The following is a 2,364-nucleotide window of genomic DNA, read 5'->3' on the forward strand; positions in this document are numbered from 1 at the left end:
CCCCGGGATCGGGGTGCGACGTGGTGTCACTTGCTGTCGGTGCCGTCGTCCCGCTTGTCACCCGGCTTGTCCGTGAGCCCGGACAGGTCGTCCGGGACGTCCAGGACGTCGTCCGTCGTGGAGATGCGCTCTGCGTCGCCGTAGACCGCGTCCTCCTCGGTGCCCTCGGCCTGCTCGTCGATGCCCTCTTCCTCGACGGGCGGCTCGACGAGCTTGGCGATCGCCGCACGCAGCCAGCGCGTCTGGGTGCCGGGCGTGGACTCGATCGTGATGATGTCCTTCTCCTCGTCGACGTCGACGATGGTGCCGAACAGGCCCGACCCGGTCATGACCTCCTGGCCGGGGGCCAGGTTGGTCCGGAAGGCAGCCGCTTCCTTCTGAGCCTTGCGCGACCGGTTGGTCATGAGGAACATCGCTCCGGCGGCGAGAGCGAGGATGAGAATGAGGCTGAAGTCCATGACGGGGTAACCGGTTCCTGTTCTGTGCTGGGATCTGCGCGGCAGTCTAGGCGCACGCGTACGGATCACCAACGAACCGTCCGGCCGTGGAGTTCCGCCGCTCAGATTCCCTCAGTCTAGGCCCCCGTGTCGAACAGGGTTCCGCCCGACCGCGCGGAGCCCGTCCGCTGCGCGAGCCCGGCGCCGGGTCCCCGGGGCGTCAGGGGGTCGGGAGGGGTGAGCCCGAGGTGGGCCCAGGCCGCGGGGGTGGCCACGCGGCCGCGCGGGGTGCGCCCGATCAGGCCCTCGCGCACGAGGAAGGGCTCGGCGACGGTCTCCACCGTCTCGGACTCCTCGCCCACGGTCACGGCGAGGGTGCTCAGGCCCACTGGCCCTCCCCCGAACCGGGTGCACAGGGCCCCCAGGACGGCACGGTCGAGGCGGTCGAGGCCCAGCTCGTCGACCTCGTAGACCTCCAGGGCGGCGCGTGCGGCCCGCAGGTCCATGGTGCCGTCGCCGCGTACCTGCGCCCAGTCCCGCACGCGGCGCAGGAGGCGGTTCGCGATGCGGGGCGTGCCGCGCGACCGGCCGGAGATCTCGTGGGCGGCGGCGTGCTTGATCTCGACGCCGAGCAGCCCGGCCGAGCGGATGATGACGCGTTCGAGCTCTTCGGCGGAGTAGAAGTCGAGGTGGCCGGTGAACCCGAAGCGGTCGCGCAGCGGGGCGGGCAGGAGCCCGGCGCGTGTGGTGGCGCCCACGACGGTGAACGGCGGCAGGGACAGCGGGATGGCGCTCGCGCCGGCCCCCTTGCCGACGACGACGTCGACCCGGAAGTCCTCCATCGCGACGTACAGCAGCTCCTCGGCGGGGCGCGCGAGGCGGTGGATCTCGTCGATGAACAGGACCTCGCCCTCCTCGAGGGAGGACAGGACCGCGGCGAGGTCGCCCGCGTGCTGGATCGCGGGGCCCGACGTGACGCGCAGCGACGTGCCGAGCTCGGCCGCGATGATCATCGCGAGGGTCGTCTTGCCGAGCCCGGGCGGGCCCGAGAGCAGGACGTGGTCGGGGGTGGCGCCGCGCGCGACGGCGGCCTGCAGGACGAGGGAGAGCTGGTCGCGCACGACGAGCTGCCCGACGAACTCCTCGAGGCGGCGCGGTCGCAGGGCGGCCTCGGCGGCGCGCTCGAGGTCGTCCGCGGTCGAGGTCACGATGCGCTCGGACGTGAACGGCTCGTGCCCGTCCTCGTACCCGACGCGGTCGAAGTCAGCCACGGGGGCCGCCCAGGACGCGCAGCGCGGCGCGCAGGGCACCGGCGATCTCGTCGGGGGCGACGGCGTCGGCCCCGGCCTGGGTCAGGACCGTGGCGAGGGCGTCCTCGGCGGCCTTGGGGTTCCATCCGAGGCCGACGAGCGCCTGGACGACCTGGTCGCGCTGGTCGTCGACCACGGGGGCGTCCGGGCCGCCCGGGGTCTGGTCAGGGTCCGCGCCCGTGGGGGCCCCGAGCTTGTCGCCGAGCTCGAGCGCGATGCGCTGGGCGCCCTTGCGCCCGATGCCGGGCACGCGCATGAGCGCGGCGATGTCCTCGCCCGCCACGGCGCGGCGCAGCCCGTCGGGCGTGTGGACCGCGAGCATGGCCAGGGCCAGGCGCGGGCCGACGCCGCTGACGGTCTGCACGGCCTCGAACACGGCGCGCTCGTCGTCGTCGGCGAACCCGAACAGCGTGAAGGAGTCCTCGCGGACCACCATGCTCGTGGCCAGGCGGGCGGGTTCGCCCACGCGCAGCGCGGACAGGGTCGCGGGGGTCGCGTGGACGAGGTAGCCCACGGCTCCCCCGGCGCCTCCCACGTCGATGACGGCGCGGTCCAGGCGGACGTCCGCGACCGTGCCCGACAGCGAAGCGATCACTGTGCCTCCATGCTTCCTCGCG

3 protein-coding genes are annotated in these 2,364 nt (G+C 73.8%); all 3 read right to left on the minus strand.

Annotated elements, in window-relative coordinates:
• Nucleotides 1-26 precede the first annotated feature (26 nt).
• Complete coding sequence (gene yajC, locus H9652_RS15890) at nucleotides 27-458, minus strand: preprotein translocase subunit YajC (RefSeq protein WP_191797194.1); 432 nt, start codon at nucleotides 456-458, stop codon at nucleotides 27-29.
• Between the two features lie 116 nt (nucleotides 459-574).
• Nucleotides 575-1,648: a Holliday junction branch migration DNA helicase RuvB gene (gene ruvB, locus H9652_RS15895; protein ID WP_404822048.1), complete on the minus strand. Its 1,074-nt coding sequence runs from the start codon at nucleotides 1,646-1,648 to the stop codon at nucleotides 575-577.
• Nucleotides 1,649-1,700: 52 nt separating this feature from the next.
• Nucleotides 1,701-2,342 carry a Holliday junction branch migration protein RuvA gene (gene ruvA, locus H9652_RS15900; protein WP_191797198.1) on the minus strand — a complete coding sequence of 214 codons (642 nt, stop codon included), beginning with the start codon at nucleotides 2,340-2,342 and terminating at the stop codon, nucleotides 1,701-1,703.
• Nucleotides 2,343-2,364: the final 22 nt, after the last annotated feature.

The sequence above is a fragment of the Oerskovia rustica genome (assembly GCF_014836555.1).
GTDB classification, from domain to species: domain Bacteria; phylum Actinomycetota; class Actinomycetes; order Actinomycetales; family Cellulomonadaceae; genus Oerskovia; species Oerskovia rustica.